This window comes from Streptococcus orisratti DSM 15617, assembly GCF_000380105.1.
Lineage (GTDB): Bacteria > Bacillota > Bacilli > Lactobacillales > Streptococcaceae > Streptococcus > Streptococcus orisratti.
Genome location: NZ_KB904472.1, coordinates 14,884 through 32,382, shown reverse-complemented (window position 1 = coordinate 32,382; position 17,499 = coordinate 14,884). Strand labels below are relative to the sequence as shown.

General features: G+C 39.3%; 17 protein-coding genes, 2 pseudogenes and 1 riboswitch. Of the genes and pseudogenes, 6 read left to right on the top strand and 13 right to left on the bottom strand.

Going from position 1 to position 17,499, the window contains the following annotated elements; genetic code table 11:
* The 7 genes from A3I7_RS14535 to A3I7_RS0106750 form a co-directional block, all read right to left on the bottom strand.
* The coding region (locus A3I7_RS14535) for a hypothetical protein (RefSeq protein WP_018376035.1) at positions 1-604 on the bottom strand (604 nt) is incomplete at its 3' end.
* Positions 604-1,008 carry a DUF1310 family protein gene (locus A3I7_RS0106775; protein ID WP_018376034.1) on the bottom strand — a complete coding sequence of 135 codons (405 nt, stop codon included), beginning with the start codon at positions 1,006-1,008 and terminating at the stop codon, positions 604-606. The genes A3I7_RS14535 and A3I7_RS0106775, both read right to left, overlap by 1 nt.
* Before the next feature lie 53 nt (positions 1,009-1,061).
* A complete protein-coding gene (locus A3I7_RS0106770) occupies positions 1,062-1,439 on the bottom strand; it encodes a hypothetical protein (protein WP_018376033.1) in 378 nt (125 codons plus the stop codon).
* A gap of 34 nt (positions 1,440-1,473) precedes the next feature.
* The gene (locus A3I7_RS0106765; RefSeq protein ID WP_026217165.1) at positions 1,474-1,890 is read right to left on the bottom strand and encodes a DUF1310 family protein; all 417 of its coding nucleotides are present in this window, start codon (positions 1,888-1,890) and stop codon (positions 1,474-1,476) included.
* A 204-nt stretch (positions 1,891-2,094) separates the two neighbouring features.
* Positions 2,095-2,292, bottom strand: a complete 198-nt coding sequence (locus A3I7_RS0106760) for a hypothetical protein (RefSeq protein WP_018376031.1) — start codon at positions 2,290-2,292, stop codon at positions 2,095-2,097.
* A 131-nt stretch (positions 2,293-2,423) separates the two neighbouring features.
* Entirely contained in the window at positions 2,424-3,062 is a 639-nt protein-coding gene (locus A3I7_RS0106755; protein WP_018376030.1) for a putative quinol monooxygenase, read from the bottom strand.
* Between the two features lies 1 nt (position 3,063).
* The gene (locus A3I7_RS0106750) at positions 3,064-3,978 is read right to left on the bottom strand and encodes an amidohydrolase family protein (protein WP_018376029.1); all 915 of its coding nucleotides are present in this window, start codon (positions 3,976-3,978) and stop codon (positions 3,064-3,066) included.
* Positions 3,979-4,758: 780 nt separating this feature from the next.
* Between A3I7_RS0106750 and A3I7_RS0106745 the strand changes: the two genes are divergently transcribed.
* Positions 4,759-5,187, top strand: a complete 429-nt coding sequence (locus A3I7_RS0106745; protein WP_018376028.1) for a YjdF family protein — start codon at positions 4,759-4,761, stop codon at positions 5,185-5,187.
* A gap of 98 nt (positions 5,188-5,285) precedes the next feature.
* Positions 5,286-5,961: pseudogene (locus tag A3I7_RS13660) on the top strand (transposase).
* A gap of 21 nt (positions 5,962-5,982) precedes the next feature.
* Here the strand turns inward: A3I7_RS13660 and A3I7_RS0106735 are convergent.
* From A3I7_RS0106735 to A3I7_RS0106720, 4 genes and pseudogenes are all read right to left on the bottom strand, one after another.
* Complete coding sequence (locus A3I7_RS0106735) at positions 5,983-7,527, bottom strand: peptide chain release factor 3 (RefSeq protein WP_018376026.1); 1,545 nt, start codon at positions 7,525-7,527, stop codon at positions 5,983-5,985.
* A 175-nt stretch (positions 7,528-7,702) separates the two neighbouring features.
* Positions 7,703-8,386: pseudogene (locus A3I7_RS14945) on the bottom strand (YwaF family protein).
* Positions 8,387-9,754, bottom strand: a complete 1,368-nt coding sequence (locus A3I7_RS0106725) for a UDP-N-acetylmuramoyl-tripeptide--D-alanyl-D-alanine ligase (protein ID WP_018376024.1) — start codon at positions 9,752-9,754, stop codon at positions 8,387-8,389.
* 401 nt (positions 9,755-10,155) lie between these two features.
* The gene (locus tag A3I7_RS0106720; RefSeq protein WP_018376023.1) at positions 10,156-11,202 is read right to left on the bottom strand and encodes a D-alanine--D-alanine ligase; all 1,047 of its coding nucleotides are present in this window, start codon (positions 11,200-11,202) and stop codon (positions 10,156-10,158) included.
* A gap of 265 nt (positions 11,203-11,467) precedes the next feature.
* Between A3I7_RS0106720 and A3I7_RS0106715 the strand changes: the two genes are divergently transcribed.
* From A3I7_RS0106715 to A3I7_RS0106700, 4 genes are all read left to right on the top strand, one after another.
* Positions 11,468-12,316 (top strand): glycoside hydrolase family 25 protein, encoded by an 849-nt coding sequence (locus tag A3I7_RS0106715; protein ID WP_018376022.1) that lies wholly within the window; start codon positions 11,468-11,470, stop codon positions 12,314-12,316.
* A 90-nt stretch (positions 12,317-12,406) separates the two neighbouring features.
* Positions 12,407-12,504, top strand: a riboswitch (TPP riboswitch).
* A 94-nt stretch (positions 12,505-12,598) separates the two neighbouring features.
* Complete coding sequence (gene thiT, locus A3I7_RS0106710) at positions 12,599-13,156, top strand: energy-coupled thiamine transporter ThiT (protein ID WP_018376021.1); 558 nt, start codon at positions 12,599-12,601, stop codon at positions 13,154-13,156.
* A 67-nt stretch (positions 13,157-13,223) separates the two neighbouring features.
* Positions 13,224-13,700, top strand: coding sequence for an aminoacyl-tRNA deacylase (locus A3I7_RS0106705; protein ID WP_018376020.1), 477 nt, complete (start codon positions 13,224-13,226; stop codon positions 13,698-13,700).
* Between the two features lie 3 nt (positions 13,701-13,703).
* Positions 13,704-14,351 carry a histidine phosphatase family protein gene (locus tag A3I7_RS0106700; RefSeq protein ID WP_018376019.1) on the top strand — a complete coding sequence of 216 codons (648 nt, stop codon included), beginning with the start codon at positions 13,704-13,706 and terminating at the stop codon, positions 14,349-14,351.
* A gap of 339 nt (positions 14,352-14,690) precedes the next feature.
* Here A3I7_RS0106700 and pepF read toward each other — a convergent pair whose 3' ends face one another.
* Together pepF and A3I7_RS0106690 are read right to left on the bottom strand one after the other, a co-directional pair.
* Complete coding sequence (gene pepF, locus A3I7_RS0106695; RefSeq protein WP_018376018.1) at positions 14,691-16,493, bottom strand: oligoendopeptidase F; 1,803 nt, start codon at positions 16,491-16,493, stop codon at positions 14,691-14,693.
* Positions 16,494-16,509: 16 nt separating this feature from the next.
* Entirely contained in the window at positions 16,510-17,457 is a 948-nt protein-coding gene (locus A3I7_RS0106690) for a competence protein CoiA (protein WP_026217164.1), read from the bottom strand.
* Between the last annotated feature and the right edge of the window lie 42 nt (positions 17,458-17,499).

Below are 17,499 nucleotides of genomic sequence, written 5' to 3'. Positions count from 1 at the left end.
TATAGGCCCAGCCTCCTATAATGCGGTGAGTATCTTCTTCAGGCATATTAGCTAAAGCGTACTGAACCTTCATCGAGCCAAGAGAATGTCCGTAGGTTTTTATTTTAGCATTCGGATATTTTTTTAGAATATCATTAAAGGCCTTGGAAGCATCCTTTAGCTGAGCGGTGACATTTATTTTAGAAGGGTTAAGGATGTTATAGGCCATCCCCGCATCAGCCTTTAGCCAATCATTAAGAACATCGGTATTAGTTATTTGTTCAGATTGGGAGAGGGAGGACCTTGTTTGGTCTGGTAGCCCAATTGGAGTGGTACCGGAGGTCAGGATACGAGTCCAGTCTATCTTATAATTGCCAAACCCAGTTGACCCACGAAAGAGAACAGTAACCTCTGAGACTTCTTTGGGATCTTTGTCATATTCCTGTTCAGAGACAACCGCATAAACTTGCTCACCATTGCCATGTTCGTTATCGTAGACTTTGGAGACACGACCTATATTCCTTCCATTTTGAGTGTAAACACGAGCATTAGGAGACATTTTCTCGTTATATTCCGTCATTGCAATTTGTAGATTGATGTCATTTACGTAATGTTTACTAGGCATTATTCTTTCTCCTCTAATATATCAGATAATTTAGGAGACATAATGTAATATGCGGAAGAATAGGTCCCATCCTCGTTATCAATCAAATTATAGCTAACATAAAGTTTTTTATCGTTGTTAAATGTAACTGTTACCATAAGTCCTCCCATAGGGTTATATTTTAGTTCTGAAGTATCAATCTGGTAAGTTTTTACAGTACCTTTATCAGTAAAAGCTTTAGGATCTTCCTTTCTCAAAAACTCCTCGTAAACTTTCTTTGCTTCCTTACTTGTCGCAATCTTGACCATCTTCTGATATTCTTGTTCTTTTTTGACTTGATGTTGATGTACCATATAAAATATTCCTCCGCTAATGAGACAAACTAAAGCAATTGGCAATAGCATCTTCCAGATGTTCTTTTTCATTTGTTCTCCCTTATAGTTGGTTTTGTTATTAAATTAGAAATAGGTTGCTAACATTATAGCATAATGTCCCGTAGAAGAACCATATTCGCATCAGCCTTTAGCCAATCATTAAGAACATCGGTATTAGTTATTTGTTCAGATTGGGAGAGGGAAGACTGTGTTTGGTCTGGCAGCCCAATTGGAGTGGTACCGGAGGTCAGGATACGAGTCCAGTCTATCTTATAATTGCCAAACCCAGTTGACCCACGAAAGAGAACCGTAACCTCTGAGACTTCTTTGGGATCTTTGCTAAATCCCTGTTTAGGGACAATCACATAAACTTGCTCACCATTGCCATGTTCGTTGTCGTAGACTTTGGAGACAATACCTACTGTGTCATCATACTGGGTTTTAACAATTTTATCTTCATGTAAATCTTTATATTCCGTCATTGCAATTTGTAGATTATCTTCGTCAATATATTTTTTACTCAGCGCTTTTACTTTCTTCTTTTATCATTCTATAAAGTTTTCCTGATAATGTGTAGGTGCCTGACTTAAGTTTTCCATCATCATCTTCAATGATGGAGAATTGAAAGTCCAAGTCTTTGTTGCCATTTACATAGACTGTAACCTCCATTCCTCCCATAGGATTGTAGTAAAGGCTTTTTGTATCAACATGATAGGATTTGATGACACCTCTTGGAGTCAATGCCCGGGGATCATTTGCTTTCATATGCTCTTCATAAATCCTCTTCGCTTCCTTACTTGTCGCAATCTTGACCATCTTCTGATATTCTTGTTCTTTTTTGACTTGATGTTGATCTAGCATATAAAATATTCCTCCACTGATGAGACAAACTAAAGCGATTGGCAGTAAAACGAATAGTCGTCTTTTCTTCATTTCATTCCCCTTATTACGTTATTTTATAAATAAATTAGACTTTCTAATTGACTTATAAAATAACATAAATTTTCTCACAGTTTTTAGAAGTGCCATATGACTCCTCCTCAAACCGGTGGCCTTGAAAATTATAACCATCTTCCAAACGATCTAGATTGCTGTTATGCTTTTTAATCTCCGCATCCAGTTAATCAACTTTTCTACTTAATTCGCTGACCATTCTTGAAACTTCCCTGCTAAGCTGGCATCTTTGGCAAAGGCATCATTAACACCAGCCTGAATGTTAGCCTGTAAATCCGTGTAAGCTTCAACTGAAAAGGCAACACTTTTCTGTACAAATATTATAAAGTGTTGCCTTTTCAAATTAACCGCTGGTACTAGTAATTGTACACATCGAGTCATATAAAACCTTTACTCAGGTTAATTCTAATATCTTACTTGAGTTATCAAATTTGTTAGTAGTCTTACAAAAATCTTATTAAAGTTACTTCTACTGTGCCCTTAACAAGAGAGCAAGTTTAAAAATCTCTTATCTATTTTTCTCTGCTTACTAAGATATCACCTATCAATACTTGCAAGTTCTTCTCACGAACAAGGTCTGCTGTGCCCGCAATGTAATCCTTGAAATGTTTGGTCTGACAATGGCTGTCATAGGCTGCTTGGTCAGCGTAAATCTCGTAGAAATACCAATGGTCTGGTTGTTCTTTGTCACGGCCTGCGTACATAAGTAAGACACCATCTTCTACTGCCATACTGGTTTTCATCTCAGGTAGAACAATATCTGAAAAAGCCTGATTGTCTCTGACAACCACATGAGCTAGACGGACAGAGAGTTTGTTTCCCTTTGTCACACGCAGGGCTTGTGGTTTTTGTAGTAAAATTTGGGCGTCCAAGCTGATGACTTCTCGGCTAATCAAGGCTTGACTTGCTACGGCTGCAAAAGCCTTGAAATGATCGGCTGCCACATGTTCTTGATAAGCAGTTTCATCTGCGTAGACCTCTACGACCACCTGCTGTTCTTTGTGACCAGATACGTGATTGACAAACATGGCTAATGTACCCGACTCCTGTTGGATAGAGGTTGTCAAGTTGGTGTAGCCGACCTTGTCATAGTCATCTTGGTAGTTTAAATCTAGTCCTAGCTTGAACAAGCGAAAAATAGGTTGTGTCATCTTATAATCCTCCAAATAATCTCTCAGCATTGCCATAAAAAATTTGGTCTTTTTGGCTTTGGGTTAATGGCAGAGCTTCTATGGCTTCTCCAATAATATCAGTCGCGCCAGCAGGCATAATACCCAGTGGGGCATCTGTCCCAAAAAGCACACGATCCACTCCGAAGAAATCTACACAAAGTTCCAAAGCTTTGCTATTTCCAAGAAGAGCCGTATCAACGTAAAATTTGCGAAAATCCGCTGCTTGCTCAGCAGGCAAAATGTGGTCAATCCGCCCTGCAAAATAAGGTGCCATAGCTCCCGCATGATGGATGATAATTTTAAGATTTGGGAAATCTCGGAAATAACCAGCTTGTACAATCTCTAGCATGGCCTGAGTCTGCTCATACTCCCAACTGAAAATAATATTATTATCTGGCTTGCGCGGGTCAAAGACAGGATGCAACCAAATAGGTACATTGTGCTTAGCTGCCGCTTCAAAGATAGGATGAAAGTCAGGATCAGCCAACGACTTGCCCAGATGCCGAGTAAAAAGCTGAATTCCCAGAACTTCCTTGTTTGGCAGAACAAAGTCTTCAATTGTTCGAACAGCAGCTGGAATGTTATTCATGGCTACCATGGCAACCGCACCAGCAAAAATATCGCTATTATCTCGTACCGCAGTCAAAAGCTCCTCATTGGCCTTTTGCACTAAGAGTGCAGCCATTTTCCCAGCCATATAATCCTCAGGATTGGCGTTGACATAGGAGATAATCTGCTTGGTATTCTTTGGCATGGTCGCACGGCGCTTTTCCATATCAGTTAGGACAGGATTTTGAATAAAGGGCATCTTGGCAGGCAGATCCCTATCCAGCATGAGCATTTTTTCATAGAAATCAGGCAGTAAAATGTGGGCAAAAATATCGATTTTCATCATGTGTTGTCTCCTTTTAAGTGGAAGTGGAAAGAACTCAATAAGTCTAAAAAGAATTCGCTTCACTTTCAAACATCTAGGTTCGGGCTAAAATAGTCCACTGGACTATTTTACTCCCACCCCCGCACAGCTCCAAAGGTTCGGGGAAACTTTGGAGGTTGGAAATGAAGCGAACTCTGTTCGCATCAGTCGTAGAGGTCAGATTTGGAGTGTGAAACACGAATTGCTGAGATTTGCTTTGCAAATCTTATCTCCAACCTTTAACAGTCCACTGGACTGTTAAACCCAATCAACCACTGCGACGAAATATTGACACGAACTTTGAGAAGCGAGGCTGGACTTTTTGCTCAGCCTTGCTGTAGTCTTGATAATAACTTACCATCTTAAGAAATCTTTTTGATATTCTTCAAAAATCAAAGTCAGATATGATATTTTCCAGACACCTAAGTAACAGTGTCGATTTCTTCCTCTGATGTATGTCCCTTTCTTTAAGATGTCTCAGTTTATTCTACCATTTATAGTTAACTATAAGTCAAGGAAAACGTATAATTTTATTGTCGTAATGCTAAATCATCACCATTTCACAAGCAAACTTTCTCTTAGATAATATTTTCAGATTTTAGCCTTCTATGATGACAGCATTCGTGATACAATAGTCAGTGATATAAAAACACAGTTGCAGTTGGTAGTCTGCAAGCAGTATATAACCAGAGAGTATTTGCTGCCAGTAACCTTCCCTCCGGGTCGTCCTTTATCAATTTTGTACTTTAGGAGGGGACTTTCATGAAAATGACAGTCTATTTTGATGGGGCTTTTTGGGCAGCTTTGGTAGAATGGCAAAGCGGAAAAGCCTATTTGGTTTACCGCCATGTTTTTGGTAAGGAGCCAAAAAACCATGAGGTCTGGAACTTTATTCACCAAGATTTACAAGGTATCATGACTAGGCAAGAGCGTCTGATAGGACAAATAAGTAGCTCCGCTATTGTCCCAAAAAAGAAAAAGCGAACCAATCCCAAACGGATGCAGCGAGAAATCAGTAAGGCCAAAAACCAGTCTGTCTTGTCTACAAAGGCGCAACTAGAACTTCAGAAAACCCACGAGGCGCTGAAAAAAGAGCGCAAAACCGACAAGCGACAGCGTAAGGAAGAAGAAAAGGCCAACAAGTTTGCCCGCAAGCAAGCCAAGCGACATCAAAAACATCGTGGTCATTAAGACCGAGAAAAAAAGGGAACTTCAAATCCCAATGTCATCAAGTTAACTAACCTATCACATTTTGTGGTAGGTTAGTTTTTTATGTTACACTAAAAATCATGCTAAACCAGATTAAATCGTATTTATTTGACAGTATCAATGACGTTGTTTCTGATGCCGACCAGATTGTGCTTCATCCCGAAAAAGATTTTATTCGGAAAACTCATCTGACTATGAAAACCACGATTCAAGCTATTCTTACCATGGATGGCAATACCTTAGCCAACGAGTTACTTGTTTTGTACTTGCCGATCTCTCAATCTGCCTTTGTTCAACGACGTTATCAGATTAAACATCATGCTTTTAAAGCACTTTTTAGGGATGTTACTCCTAAGATGCCGATTATTCTCCAGAAAAATTAAAAGATCTCTATGCCTACAGATGGGGCATAGAGACCAGTTTTCGTGACCTAAAATACAGTATCGGTCTGACTCATTTTCATGCTAAAAAGAAGGAAGGGATTCTCCAAGAAATCTACGCTCGCTTTATCAATTTTAATGTTTGTAAATGGCTAACCTCACACGTTACCACTAAAACACCAAAGCTCAAAAAAACTTATAAGATTTGTTTTCAGACGCTATTTATGCCTGTCGAAAATTTCTTAGAGACAAACTCACTTCCTTCCAATTAGAAACCTACATTGCCAAGCACCTATCTATTATTCGACCCAATCGAACAGCACTACGCTCTAGTTTTCCTAAGGTTAATCTTGCGAAAGAAAGTCAGATTTGTTGATGACTGATTTCCGCACTGCTCTTACATCTTCTCTTCTAATTCCACATCTGGATATTTATCTGCAAACCAGCGGAGCGCAAAGTCGTTTTCAAAAAGGAAAACAGGCTGATCAAAGCGGTCTTTAGCTAAGATATTTCGGCTTGAACTCATACGTTCGTCAAGGTCTTCTGGTTTAATCCAACGAACAGTCTTTTTCCCCATTGGTGTCATCACAACTTCAGCATTATATTCATTTTCCATACGATGTTTGAACACTTCAAACTGCAATTGACCAACAGCACCAAGCATGTATTCACCAGTTTGATAGTTTTTATAAAGCTGGATAGCTCCTTCTTGCACCAATTGCTCAATTCCCTTGTGGAAGGATTTTTGTTTCATAACATTTTTAGCAGCCACTTTCATGAATAATTCAGGTGTGAAAGTTGGTAGTGGTTCAAATTCAAATTTCTTCTTACCTACGGTTAGCGTGTCTCCTACCTGATAAGTTCCGGTATCGTACACCCCAATAATGTCACCAGCGACAGCATTCTCAACATTTTCACGAGATTCCGCCATAAACTGAGTGACGTTTGAGAGTTTGACACTTTTTCCAGTACGGGCAAGGTTAACAGCCATGCCACGCTCAAATTCACCTGAAACAATGCGAACAAAAGCGATACGGTCTCGGTGGCGTGGATCCATATTGGCCTGAATTTTGAAAACAAAACCTGAAAAATCCTTATCTAGTGGGTCAATAACCTCATCCTCAGTCGTCTTGTGTCCATGTGGTTCTGGAGCAAATTCTAAGAAGGTGTCAAGAAAGGTCTGCACCCCAAAGTTGGTCAGGGCTGAACCAAAGAAAACAGGGGTTAAATTTCCCTCAAGGATAGCTTCTTTGGAAAATTCATTTCCAGCTTCCTCCAAAAGTTCAATATCCTCTTTGACCTGTTCATAGAAAGGATTATTAGCAAAAATCTTGTCCCCATCTTCAATGGACGCAAAGCGTTCGTCACCCTTATAAAGTTCTAAACGTTTATTGTAGAGGTCGTAAAGACCCTCGAAAGATTTTCCCATCCCGATTGGCCAGTTCATTGGATAGCTTGCAATACCAAGCACTTCTTCCAATTCTTCCAAAAGATCAAGTGGCTCACGACCATCACGGTCAAGTTTATTGATGAAAGTAAAAACCGGAATATTCCGATGCTTTACAACTTCAAAAAGTTTCTTAGTTTGTGCCTCAATACCTTTTGCTGAGTCCACCACCATGACTGCCGCATCCACCGCCATCAAGGTACGATAAGTATCTTCCGAAAAGTCCTCATGCCCTGGCGTATCCAAAATATTAACCCGCTTTCCAGCATAGTCAAACTGCATAACAGATGATGTCACTGAAATGCCACGTTGTTTTTCGATATCCATCCAGTCAGACTTGGCAAAGTTCCCAGTCTTTTTCCCCTTGACTGTACCAGCCTCACGAATTTCTCCCCCAAAGTAGAGCAATTGTTCCGTAATTGTCGTCTTACCAGCATCCGGGTGACTGATGATGGCAAACGTACGACGTTTTTTTATTTCGTCTTGAATTGTCATTTTCTTTTCCTTTTATTTTGTTAATAGCAGAGCTTACTTTTAGTGTTTTCCACCTAAAAACTACATTGGATTACTCCTTGATTTTAGCATATAAAAAGAACCGTCTACACAGCTCTTCTTATTATATCGGAAAATACCTGCTTTAGCAATTACCAAAGGTTGCTAAGATAAGAACCTATTTAGCAACTAGACTTTCTTTTAATTTATCATTGAAGACTTGATTGACTAAAATCAGTAAAATGGATAAAACGAAAGAAACTAAAGCATAGTTAAGCATAACATTATGAATATTGATAATAGGACTTCGCTGTAAAAAACCATAATTACCACCTGTTAGTGCATTCGCAACAATTAACAGTAAGTTTAGCCCAAAAGTAGATAGGATAATCTGTTGTCTGGTCAAAAATGAAGTTTTCTCGTCATTTAGTCAGTACACCAGAGAATTAACAAAAAGAGCATAATGACCAATTAAGTAAGAAAACGTAGAAAGATGCCAAAATGGATAAGGATCAAATGAAGGTACAGTTAGTGCCAGCGTTGAGCCACACATGCCTAATAAAGCAAAATAGCGCTTATAAGCTATTTGGGAGGGCAGTAAAAGCAAGGATATTATAGCTATCCGACAATGATAGAGGGGCAAACTTTCCGATAAGGGAATGTGACAACAAGCATACCAAACATATAAGAAAATAACTTGCACCCACTGGATACCTTGGAAAAAATGTTGAAACCTCTTCTTTTGATGGTAACGAAGTGTCAAGTTTGCTAAAATTATCAAAAACAGGAGTATCACCAAATAGCCCAACGGCGAAAGAGGAAAGACTTCTGTCGTTTGAGCAGAAAAGAATCGCTCTATCACTTAGTCCTTCTCCAATTCCTCAACAACTTTACTCAACTGCATCGAGTTGCTGCCCTTTAAAAGAATTTGATCCTCTGGTTTCAAAATTTCCTTGACGTACTTAATAAGTTCTTCCAACTGATCTTCTTGTGCTGTTTTTTTGAAATAATAAACTTTTCCGATTGGAAACATTTGACTAGATAGCTGAGCCAGTTCTGCAATATCCTCACCATAGAAAATCACTGTATCAATCACATCAGGTGCTAAACTCATAATCATCTGCGTGTGGAGGGAAACAGACTGTTCGCCGAGCTCTTTCATATCAGCTAATACTGCAATTTTTCTACCACCCTTATTGGCTGGAATTCTTGAGAAAGTCTCCAAAATCAACTTCATGGCAGTTGGATTAGCATTATAAACATCGGATAGAATATCTGCTCCGTTCGCTGCTTTTTTCCATTCCGTACGATTACGAGTTAACTCAATTGTTTCAAGTGCTTCAATGATATCATCATCAGAAATAGCTAGTAATTTACCAACATAAGCTGCTACCATAGCATTTGTAGCATTGTACTTTCCAGGTACAGGTAGGGTAATTGGACGATCAATCACATTTGTCGTAAAGGTCAACGATTCTTTATTTTCTTGCAAATCTTTCACAAAAATTTCCGCACCATCACCGAAACGAATCACCATCTGATTCTCAGGCAAGAAATCATCAATGATTGGATCTGATGGCACAATCAAAATACCATCTGAGTCCATGCCATCAACAATTTGCAATTTACCCTCTGCAATTTTCTCACGGCTACCAAAAAATTCCAAATGAGCTTCACCGATTAAGGTCACCACCGCTATGTGGGGCTTGGCTAAGTCAGACAAAAGATGAATGTCCCCCTTGTGATCCTGTCCCATTTCAAGGACAATTTTTTCAGTATCATACGGCATATGCATAACTGTATAAGGCAGGCCGATTTCATTATTATAATTCCCTTGAGTTTTGTAGGTCTTGTATTCTGTAGATAAAATGGCAGCAATCATGTCCTTGGTCGTTGTCTTACCATTTGACCCTGTCACAGCAATAACATCGACACGTTGCTTGGCCAGGTAATACTGCGCTAATTGTTGGAAGGCCACTAAACAATCATCCACTAAGATATAGGGGTGACCTGCAATCTCACGTTCGGAAAAAGTTGCAACAGCCCCATTGTCAAAAGCCGTCTCAATAAAATCATGACCATCACGCATGCCTTTGAGCGGTAGGAACAAATCTCCAACCCCAATTTTACGACTATCAAACTCAATCTTCTGCAGAGGAACGTCATCAAATTCCGAAATTGTATTTTTTGCGCCAACCACTTTGGCAACTTCGTGTAAAGTAATTTTCATTTCTGTTATTCTCCATTATAAAAAGAGCCTTCTGGCTCTCTCTATTATATCACAAATTAAAGTCCTTCAACTATTTTCCTCATGAGCCTTTAAATGATTCTTCCACCACATGGTTAATACCAATCAGGCATGTTGGCTCGATTGATGACTGTCAAGTTCCACTGAATCTTAAACCCGAAGACTAAAGGGTAGTAGGTTTCTATCTGTACATTATGATACGAACGACGTTTCTCCATTTCCAAACTTCAATAAAATCTTCCCAATCGTTGAAACTAGTCTAATTTCGATTGTCATGAATATTAGAGAAAATATACGCCCAAAACATATAGATCTCCATTATCTCTTTCAAGAAAAATCTAACGAAGGCTTTTTCTTCTAGTTCAATTGATAAAATTCAATTATTAAATCAGGTGACTTTCACGTTTATCAAACATCTCCTGTGATAAAAGAACAAGTTTTTCAATCAAATCACTATAGGGTAAACCCATATTCTCCCACAGTAAAGGATACATTGACCACTGTGTAAAACCAGGCATAGTATTGAGTTCGTTGAGATAGATATGACCGTCTTTTGTCAAAAAGAAATCACAGCGCGATAATCCACAACCGCCAATAGCACGAAAGGCTCTTGCCGCATACCCACGCATTCGTTCCATAATTTCCTCGTCGATTTTAGCTGGGATATCCATCGTAATCTTATTGTCAATATACTTAGCATCGTAATCATAAAAAGCAACATCTTTAACCACCTCGCCAGGAAGTGTGGTCTTTACATCAACATTTCCTAAAATGCCTACCTCTATCTCGCGCGCATCTACCCCTTGCTCAATGAGAATGCGACTATCATATTTAAGCGCAAGCGAAATAGCAGAGCGAAGTTCTTCTTCATTATCTGCTTTTGAGATCCCTACAGAAGAGCCCATATTAGCAGGTTTGACAAATACTGGATAAGAAAGTTGATCATTAACTTCCTTAACAGCCATTTCTAAATCTCCCCCCTCTACATAAGTCACATAAGCAACTTGAGGTACACCAGCAGATTCAAGAACATGTTTAGTTGTAATCTTGTCCATGGCAACACTTGACGATAAAATATTAGTACCAACGTAAGGCATTTTGAGAACTTCCAAAAAACCTTGGATGGAACCATCTTCACCCATAGGACCATGAAGGACTGGAAAGACCACTGCTCCCTCTTCATAAATATCACTTGGCCTAATTTGACGACTAAAATCCACATCGCTATTAGTCATTAATTTTTCATCAGCAGTCGGCGTATTTGAAAACTCTTGAGTCTTAATAAAATCACCACTTTGTGTGATAAAATATGTTTTAACATAAAATTTATCATAATTCACGGCACGCATGACACTTTCAGCCGATAAAACTGATACTTCACGTTCTGCTGAACGTCCACCATACAAAAGAACTAAAGTTTGTTTAGGCATGAGTTTCTCTTTTCTATTTTTTTAAGTCCTATTTTTCACATTATATCTTACCATAATCACAAAAACTTTAAAAGTAGAAGTCAAAAAAATCACACCCCCGTCATGAAATCGTGATTCCTCAAAATCCCTAAATAACATCATCTTGATCATTTATCTTTAAAAAAGGAACACGCTATCTTGATAGTTTTGTAAAAATATATGACAGTTTCGTTACAAGAGTCTGCTTCCTTTGATTTTTAGGGGTTTTTACGTTAAAATATGACTAATGAGAAGAAGAATTAAACCAATTGTTGTTCTTGTCTTATTTGCCTTACTAACTCTGCTGTTTTTCATCGGAAAAATCCACTCAGACAATCTTCTGAGTCAGCAGCTTGCAAGTGCAGAGAAAACAATACCCTCTGCAACTAGTAAGAGTACGACAAGTTCATCGAGTTCAGAAACAGAGGAATTCGTTCTTAACCCGATTATTGATGTCTCAGGTTGGCAGCTTCCTAGTGAAATTGACTACGATACCCTTTCAAATAATATCTCTGGTGCTATTGTTCGTGTCTATGGAGGGTCACAAATTACCAAAGATAATAATGCCGCCTACACCACTGGGATTGATAAATCATTTAAGACACATATCACAGAATTTCAGAAGAGAAATGTGCCTGTTGCTGTTTATAGCTATGCCCTTGGAAGCTCTACTAAAGAAATGAAAGAGGAAGCTCGCGCATTCTATAAAGCTGCATCTCCTTATAAGCCCACTTTCTATTGGATTGACGTTGAGGAAGAAACTATGGCTGATATGGATAAAGGTGTTCAAGCCTTTCGTAAAGAATTGAAAAAGCTAGGTGCTAAAAATGTCGGTATCTATATTGGCACATACTTCATGACTGAGCAGGAAATTTCTGTGAAAGATTTTGACGCTGTCTGGATTCCAACTTACGGGTCTGACTCTGGTTACTACGATGCTGCACCAGATACGACACTTGACTACGACCTCCATCAATACACGTCACAAGGCTATATAAATGGATTTGGCTCACCACTTGATCTCAATCAGATTGCGGTAACCAAAGATACCAAATCTACCTACGAAAAATTATTTGGCAAAATTAAAAGTCAGTAGCTAGCTGTTAGTTGCTGATTTTTTTCGGAAAATTTTCAGAATTGTCTTGACAGTGCCTTTGTTTTCAGACTATAATGTAATCAATTAAATAATATCACAAAGGAGTGCCTTGGCTGAGATCGCATTTTGCGAAATCCTAAGAACCTGATCTCGTTAGCACGAGCGGAGGAATTGTGTGTAGATATGTCGGTAGAGAAGTTGAAAGGCGCTTTTTCGCACTTTTCAAATTTTACTATAGCATTGCTGTACTGCACTCCTTTTGTGATACAAAAGGAGTTTTTTATGTCAAAAAATGTTCGTACACTTGTTGAAGCAGCCATCTTTGCAGCTCTTGCAATGGCACTTTCCTTTATTCCAGATTTTGCTTCTTGGTTCACACCCTCTTTTGGTGCTGTACCTCTGGTACTTTTTGCACTCCGTCGCGGCTCTAAGTATGGGATTTTAGCTGGTTTGATTTGGGGGCTGCTGCACTTTGCTCTGGGAAAAGTCTATTACCTCAGTCTTTCACAAGTCCTGATTGAGTATGTCTTAGCTTTTGCCTGCATGGGATTGGCTGGCTTTCTGACAACTCCCCTACAAAAGGCTCTCAAATCTGATCAACAAGAGAAAGCTTTGCTATTTGCCTTAGTAGGAGCCTGTCTAGCGACCATCACACGCTATATTTTGCACTATATCGCTGGTGTCATCTTCTGGTCCTCTTATGCCCCAAAAGGGATGTCCGCAGAGTGGTATTCTTTCACTGTCAATGGCACAGCTGGCATATTGACACTTGCCTTTGTTATCATTAGTATTGTTATTTTATTGAGAAGTCAGCCCCAGTTCTTCCAACCAAATCATTAATCCGTGGCTACTTTAAAGTGGTATAATAATCTTATATCGCTTTTTTAGTAACAAGGAGAGAACATCAATGGCGAAAAAAGTCAAATTAAAAAAGACCTTGGTTGATCAAATTTTAGATAAGGCAAAAATTGTTCACGAAAGTCTCGCAATCAATGCTTTAGAAGGTGAACTTCCCAACGATATCAAACGTGAGGAAATTTTCAAAACCCTCGCGCTGACTGGGGATAAGTCTGGTCCAGTAATTGGCATCGTTCAGATTACAGAGCATCTTTCTGAAAAGAAATTGGCTAAAATTTCTGGTAACAAAAAAGTCAGCATGATTCCCCAAAAAGACTTACAAAAAACAACTGGTTACATTCACGGAGCCAACAATCCTGTCGGTATTCGCCAAAAGCATGCTTTTCCGATTTTCATTGATCAGCGAGCTTTAGAATTGGGACAAATGATTGTCTCGGCTGGTGAAGTTGGTCGCTCTATCCGCATTGACAGCCAAGCTTTAGCTGATTTTGTTGGTGCCACATTTGTAGATCTAATTGAGGACTAGGATATGAAGATCTTTTTTGTCAGGCACGGGAAAACAGAGTGGAACTTGGAAGGTCGGCTTCAAGGTGCGAGCGGAGACTCCCCGCTGCTACAAGAATCACTGGAGGAAATTCGCGCTTTGGGACACTACTTATCTGAAATTGATTTCGATGCTGTTTATTCCAGTGATTTAAAACGTGCTCGCAAAACCGCTCAGCTTATCATCCAAGAAAACAATAATCCTAAACCCATTGTCTACACCTCTGCTCTGAGAGAATGGAAGCTGGGGCGTCTTGAGGGGAGCAAAATTGCAACTGCCCTTTCTATATACCCCCAACAAATGCATGCTTTTCGTCATAATTTGGCTCGTTTTGATGCTGATGTCTTTGAAGCTGAAACCGTTCATAAGACAACTCAGCGTGTTCGCAATTTCATCCTCTCACTAAACAAAGATTTCAAAAATGTCCTTTTGGTCGGACACGGTGCTAACTTGACCGCCTCTATCCGCTCTTTGATGGGATACGAGCCTGCGAGATTGCGAGATAGCGGCGGTCTGGATAATGCTAGCGTAACCGTTCTGGAAACTAAAGACGTTGAACACTTTCACTGCCTACTTTGGAACGATAAATCCTATACAGCAGAAAACACGGACACTCTGATTGATATTTTGTAAAATTCAAACGACATTCTGCAATATTATACTCAATGAAAATCAAAAATAGCCTAGGAAACGAAGCCGACGATAGAACTTGAGTTCATCAAGGCAAGTTGACAACGGATAATTTTGATTTTCGAAGAGTATTACTTGAACTAGATGACAGATTGCAGACTATACCGATACACAGAAGGTGAAGTCGATACAATAAACTCCCCATCACTTTGAAAGTGGTGGGGAGTTTTATCTGTTTTTCGGAGACTTATATTCATCAAAAATCAACCCTAAATATTGGTGACTTGATTTGATAACCCTCGTTTCTATCTAAACATTGCTGATTTTGTTTTGCATTGAGTATTACTTGTGAGCGCCTTTAGCAACCAAATCTTCTAATTCCGTCAAACGTTCTTCAAAGACTTCGAAAGCTGCGTCTAAATAGTCACTCGTTGTCATGTCAACACCAGCTTTGGCAATAACGTTAAGCGAGTAGTCTGAGTTACCAGCCTTGAGGTAATCAAGATATTTGTCCTTATCTTCTTGAGTACCGTGTACAATTTTGTTAGCAAGATAACTAGCAGCCGCAAAACCTGTGGCATACTGATAAACATAGTAATTATAGTAGAAATGCGGGATACGCGCCCACTCAAACTGAATTTCTGGGTTATCTTCTTTCGCCAAACCGTAATATTTTTCATTAAGGTCAGCGTAGAGTTTATTGAGATATTCACTAGTCAAAACAACTCCATCTTGGTCAGCCTTGTGAATTAAATGCTCAAACTCCGCAAATTGTGTTTGACGAAATACTGTTCCTTTGAAACCATCAAGGTAATAATTGAGAATGGCAAAGCGTTGCTTGTCATCTTCGACTTCCTTAAGCAAAGTTTCTGTCATGATATTTTCATTAGTTGTAGAGGCAATTTCTGCCAAGAAAAGGCTGTAATCTCCATAGACGTAAGGCTGATTTTCACGGGTAAAGGTCGAATGTAAGCTGTGACCTGTCTCATGCACCAAGGTATAGAGATTATCAAGTGTGTCCTGCCAGTTGAGGAGCATGAAAGCATTGGTGTCGTAAGAACCTCCTGAATATGCTCCTGAACGTTTACCTTTATTGACATGAACATCAATCCAGCGTTCTGTAAAAGCACGATGAACACGCTCAGAATAATCCTTACCAAAAACAGTCAGGACTTCCTCTGCTTTTTCAAGCGCTGCTTCATAGGTGAAACTCATATCTGTCTTAGACAAAGGCGTGTAAATATCATACATTTTCAAATCATCAAGTCCAAGAATGGTTTGACGTAACTTAACATAACGGTGCAAGAGTGGCAAATGCTTATTGACCGTTTCAAGCAAGGTCTCATAAACGCTCTCTGGAATAAAGTTAGCTGCTAAGGCCGCTTCACGGGCAGATGCGAATTTATGAACGCGGGCATTGTAATTATGGACTTTGACGTTGGTTTGCAGAGTCTTGGCATAAGTATGTTGGTATTGATTGTAAGTACTGTACATAGCTTCATAAGCAGATTTACGAATGTCACGATTTTGGGATTCCATAAAACTGATGAAATTTCCGTGAGACAGCTGCACTTCCTCACCTTTTTCATCAGTTACCAAAGGAAAGACGATATCGGCATTGTCAAGAATCTCAAAAGTTTCACCAGCAGCACCAAAGATTTCCCCAGCGCCAGCCAATAATTCCTCTTCTGCTTGTGACAAAACATGGGCTTGACGTCTGAAGATTTTTTCAAAGAAATGAGCATACTTTTTCAAATCTGGTGTTTCTGCTACAAAAGCTGCAAAATCCTCTTTAGACAAGGTCATAAACTCAGGTTCGTAGAATGAAAATACTTCTGAGTACTTGGCATAAAGCGCCGTTGCCTTAGCTTGAAATTCTTGATACTTAGCCACCGTAGTGTCTTGGTCATTCTTCATAGAAGCATAGACATAAGCCTTTTCCAAACGACGTGACAGAGCCAATTCAACCTCAGTAATCTCAAGTAGATTCTTACTTGACTCCACTAAATGACCAGCATACTTTTTAGCATCTTCAATGTCGGCTGTTAAAGCCTCCATTTCAGCTTCCCAAGCTGCATCAGTAACATAAACGGTACTCAAATCCCAAGTATATTTTTCATCAATATGACTGCGATTATCTGACATATAGCGTCCTCTTTTCTTATAAGTTCTTTACCATTTTAACATAAAAATCTGGCGGATAAAGGTTTTGAACTGTCTTATTTTCTTGATTTTGATAATATTGAAAAAAAGCTTCGCGAAAAAGAGTTAAGTCGTTCTGAATTTGACAAAAACCGCCTTTTGCCTCAGGTGGTCTGACCTGCGGGAAAAACTCAGTATCTGTCTGTGCTATCAGATTACGTCCTTGTGAATAAGCAAGTTCTTGCTGACGCAACCAACGCGGATTTCTTGCCATAAGCTGTTTTTGAATGAACAATCCAACCTGCCTACGTTGCTCAACTTTGTAATAAGTCGTAGCCTGTTTGGCATAAGGCAGACGGAAAAAAGCCATAAGATCCCCATCAAAAGAACAGGTCTTAGTTTGATGATAAATATTTCCAAAAATATCCTCATAAATCAGATACTTAAGGCGTACTTCCCTTTTCTTGGCATCCAGTTCCCAGATATGAAATCCCATATTTTTCGAAAAGTAAAGCAACTGCTTATGCAAATTTGACAAGCGTTTTCCTAGCCACAGTTTCTCGCCCAATAACCATAAGACTTGAAAGTCATGTTGCCGATAAGAAATCGTCCGTTCCCGCAACCGTTTCTCAGATAAACGTGAGCATTGGACTTCTAGTACCAAACTTTCATTAACCAACAAATCAGCAATCTGACCCAATTCAGGCATTGCCTCTTCCACCACAACCTTCTCAGTCTTTGACAGACTAGCAAAAAGTTCCGCTTTCAGCGACAAATGCTCATTGGACTCATTTTCCGAATTAAAATAACAAGCTTGTAAAGTTATGTGAGCAAAGTGTGGACGCATGACATTGCCATTTTTCAGACGGACTGCCGATTGACAGATAGGACAGTAAAAATCGCCCTTTACAGGAATTTCAGTCAGAAGATTGATCAACTTTCCATTCTTATCTCTTGCAACCAGCATATCAACAGCTCCCTTCATTAGAAAAGCCCGCCTAAAGACGAG